Genomic DNA, 4,173 nt, shown 5'->3' with positions numbered 1-4,173 from the left:
GCGGTGATCACCGCCTTGGCGCCGGTTTCTTCAATGCGGTCACGCAACGACTGAGCCGAGAAGCCGCCGAAGACCACCGAGTGCGTCGCACCGATACGCGCGCAGGCCTGCATGGCCGCCACGCCGTCGACCGACATCGAGATGTAGATGATGACCCGGTCGCCCTTGGTGACGCCCAAGGACTTCAGGCCGTTGGCGATCTGGCAGGTCTTGGCCAGCAACTCGGAGTAGCTGGTCTTCGTGACTTCGCCACCGTCGGCTTCGAAGATCAGCGCGGTCTTGTCGCCCAGGCCGCGCTCGATGTTGCGATCCAGGCAGTTGTACGACGCGTTCAGCGTGCCGTCTTCGAACCACTTGAAGAACGGCGCCTCGCTGTCGTTCAGCACCTTGGTGAAGGGCTTCTTCCAGCTGATGACTTCGCGCGCCAGTCGGCCCCAGTAGGCTTGGTGGTCGCTGTCGGCCTCGCGGCACAGCGCCTCGTAAGCGGCCATGCCAGACACGTGGGCGGTAGCGGCCAACGCAGAGGGTGGCGCGTAGGTCTTCAGCTCTTCGGTCATCACTTGTCTCCTCAAGACTGCAAAAAAGGCTGCGAGCGGCCACGCCCGGCAGACGCCGGCCACTGATGGCCAGCACTTTCGTCCGGGCGTCTGACGAAGGCCTTACTCCCGTCGCCACGACTGTCAGACAGCGGTCTTGAGGGGCCCCCTACAATCCGCCGCCTGCCGATTTCCAGACTGTCGCACATCGTTCAGCCCCCCCATGGAACAACCGAACAACAAACCATCGCCGCGCCTGCGACCGCTGCCGCAACTGATCTTCGCCAGCCGCTGGCTGCAGCTGCCGTTGTACCTCGGCCTGATCCTGGCGCAGGCGGTCTACGTGTTCCAGTTCTGGGGCGAGTTGATCCATCTGATCGAGGCGGTTTTTGGCAGCAAGGACGCGCTGAGCAGCCTCGTCACCAGCCTCGGCTACAAGGGCACGGCCATCGTCGATGCGGGCTCGGGCAAGGTGACGGGCTACGAGCCGATCGTGAAACTCAGTGAAACCATCATCATGCTGGTGGTGCTGGGCCTGATCGACGTGGTGATGATCTCCAACCTGCTGGTGATGGTGATCGTTGGCGGCTACGAAACCTTCGTCTCGCGCCTGGACCTGGACGGCCACCCTGACCAGCCCGAATGGCTGAGCCACGTCAACGCCTCGGTGCTGAAGGTGAAACTAGCCACCGCGATCATCGGCATCAGCTCGATCCACCTGCTGAAGACCTTCATCAACGCCGAGAACTACACCGAGAAGACGCTGATGTGGCAGACGCTGATCCACGTCGCCTTCCTGGTCTCGGCGCTGGCGATCGCGGCGGCCGACCGGGTGATGCCGCACGCCAGCGGCAAGCACTGACCGGGCTCAGGGCCTGGGGCTACGACGCCCCGCCCAGGCCAGCACCAGACTACCCAGCACACCAGCCACCACCGAGCCGCCCAGCACACCCAGCTTGAGCTGGGCTTCGTACCCGGCCCCCTGRCCCTCGAAGGCCAGGCCACCGATGAACAGGCTCATCGTGAAGCCGATGCCGCACAGCAGCGCCATGCCGAAGCACTGAGCCCAGCTCGCATCGGCCGGCCGGGGCGCACCGGTCAGCGTCACCATCAGCCACAGGCTGCCAAACACGCCCGCCACCTTGCCCAGCACCAGGCCGGCGGCGATGCCCAAGGGCAATGGCGCCAACAGCGCCGACGGCGACACACCTTGAAATGACACGCCGGCATTCGCAAACGCAAACACGGGCAGCACCGCGAACGCAACCCAGGGATGCAGGCCATGCTCCAGCCGTTGCAGCGGCGAGCCGCCTTCGCCGTCGCGCATCGGCACCGCCAGTGCGGTGGCTACGCCCGCCAGCGTGGCGTGCACGCCGGACTTCAACACGAACAGCCACAGCACCAGGCCGAGCAGCACGTAGGCCTCGACCCGCATGACCCGCGCGCGGTTCAGTGCGATCAGCCCCAGGGCGCACACACCAGCGCCCGCCAGAATCAACGGCGACAACTGGGCCGTGTAGAACAGTGCGATCACCGCGATCGCACCCAGGTCGTCGATGATCGCCACCGCCGTCAGGAAGACCTTCAGCGACATCGGCACCCGATCGCCCAGCAACAGCAACACGCCAAGGGCAAAGGCAATGTCGGTCGCCGCCGGGATTGCCCAGCCGCGCAACGCAACCGGGTCACCCATGTTGAACGCCGCGAAGATCAGCGCTGGCGCCACCATGCCGCCTAGCGCAGCCACCGCAGGTAAAGCGGCTTGCGCCCCGGTGGAAAGCTCCCCCTCGACGAACTCGCGCTTGATCTCGAGCCCGACGAGAAAGAAGAAGACGGCCATCCACAGGTCGTTGACCCAGACCAGCAGCGGCTTGGTCAGCACCAGCGCGTTCGCACCGCTGCCGATGCGCAACTCGCCCGGCATCTGGCGGAAGCCTTCATAAGCCGGCGCCCAGGCCGAGTTGCTGACCACCAGCGCGGCCAAGGCCGCCAGGCCCAGCACCACGCCGCCGGCCGATTCGTGACCGAGGAAACGCTTCAATGCCTGTGTGACCATCCTGCCCCACCCCCTTGAGTAAACTTTGGTGTTTCCCTAGCCACCGCCAGATCGCCATGACCACCATCCGCCAGGCCGACCTCGTCGAATCCGTCGCGAGCGCGCTGCAGTACATCAGCTACTACCACCCGGCCGACTACATCGCCCACCTGGCGCGCGCCTACGAGCGCGAACAAAGCGCGGCGGCCAAGGACGCGATCGCCCAGATTCTGACCAACTCGCGCATGAGCGCCGAGGGCCGTCGCCCAATCTGCCAGGACACCGGCATCGTCAACGTGTTCTTGAAGATCGGCATGGACGTGAAGTGGGAAGGCTTCACCGGCTCGATCGCCGACGCCGTCAACGAAGGCGTGCGCCAAGGCTACCTGAATCCGGACAACGTGCTGCGCGCCTCGGTGCTGGCGGACCCGATCTTCGAGCGCAAGAACACCAAGGACAACACCCCGGCCGTCGTGCACATGGAGGTGGTGCCCGGCAACACGGTGGGCGTGACTGTCGCTGCCAAGGGCGGTGGGTCGGAAAACAAGTCCAAGATGCAGATGCTCAACCCCAGCGACAGCCTGGTCGACTGGGTGTTGAAGACGGTGCCGACGATGGGCGCCGGCTGGTGCCCGCCGGGCATGCTGGGCATCGGCATCGGCGGCACCGCCGAGAAGGCCGTGCTGATGGCCAAGGAAGCGTTGATGGACGACATCGACATGTACGAGCTGCTGCAGCGCGGCCCGAGCAACAAGCTCGAAGAGCTGCGCATCGAGCTATATGAAAAGGTCAACGCGCTGGGCATCGGTGCGCAGGGCCTGGGTGGCCTGACCACCGTGCTCGACATCAAGATCAAGACCTTCCCGACGCATGCGGCCTCCCTGCCGGTGGCGATGATCCCGAACTGCGCCGCCACGCGCCACGCCCACTTCGTGCTCGACGGCTCCGGCCCCACCCACCTCGAAGCACCAAGCCTKGATCTGTGGCCCGACGTTCACTGGGCGCCCGACTACAACAAGAGCAAGCGCGTCGACTTGAACAAGCTGACGAAGGAAGAAGTCGCAAGCTGGAAGCACGGCGACACGCTGCTGCTGAACGGCAAGATGTTGACCGGCCGCGACGCCGCCCACAAGCGCATCGCCGACATGCTGGCCAAAGGCGAGACGCTGCCGGTGGACTTCACCAACCGCGTCATCTACTACGTCGGCCCGGTCGACCCGGTGCGTGACGAGGTCGTCGGCCCCGCTGGCCCGACGACCGCGACGCGGATGGACAAGTTCACCCGCATGATGCTGGAGAAGACGGGCCTGATCGCAATGATCGGCAAGGCCGAGCGCGGCCCGGTCGCCATCGAAGCCATCAAGGACAGCAAGAGCGCCTACCTGATGGCGGTGGGCGGCGCCGCCTACCTCGTCTCCAAGGCGATCAAGGGCGCCCAGGTCGTCGGCTTCGCCGACCTCGGCATGGAAGCCATCTACGAGTTCGACGTGGTCGACATGCCGGTGACCGTGGCCGTGGACGCCGGCGGCGCCAGCGCGCACATCGAAGGCCCGAAGATCTGGCAGAACAAGATCGGCAAGATTCCGGTGGCCACGGCCTGAC

4 protein-coding genes are annotated in these 4,173 nt (G+C 65.5%); 2 read left to right on the top strand and 2 right to left on the bottom strand.

Annotated features, from left to right (window positions below; genetic code table 11):
- Positions 1-557, bottom strand: a 557-nt coding sequence (locus AC1DYI_RS28375; protein ID WP_477207469.1) for an AMP-binding protein, incomplete at its 3' end; no start/stop codon positions are given.
- Between the two features lie 202 nt (positions 558-759).
- Here AC1DYI_RS28375 and AC1DYI_RS28370 point away from each other — a divergent pair.
- The gene (locus AC1DYI_RS28370) at positions 760-1,398 is read left to right on the top strand and encodes a TIGR00645 family protein (protein ID WP_477207468.1); all 639 of its coding nucleotides are present in this window, start codon (positions 760-762) and stop codon (positions 1,396-1,398) included.
- Between the two features lie 6 nt (positions 1,399-1,404).
- Here the strand turns inward: AC1DYI_RS28370 and nhaA are convergent, their stop codons facing one another.
- A complete protein-coding gene (nhaA, locus tag AC1DYI_RS28365) occupies positions 1,405-2,592 on the bottom strand; it encodes a Na+/H+ antiporter NhaA (protein ID WP_477207467.1) in 1,188 nt (395 codons plus the stop codon).
- A gap of 56 nt (positions 2,593-2,648) precedes the next feature.
- On the opposite strand from nhaA, the gene AC1DYI_RS28360 reads away from it, so the two are divergent.
- A complete protein-coding gene (locus AC1DYI_RS28360) occupies positions 2,649-4,172 on the top strand; it encodes a fumarate hydratase (RefSeq protein WP_477207466.1) in 1,524 nt (507 codons plus the stop codon).
- Position 4,173 lies beyond the last annotated feature (1 nt).

The sequence above is a fragment of the Ideonella sp. P3_A4 genome (genome assembly GCF_056403075.1).
This window is presented reverse-complemented; position numbering and strand designations above follow the sequence as displayed.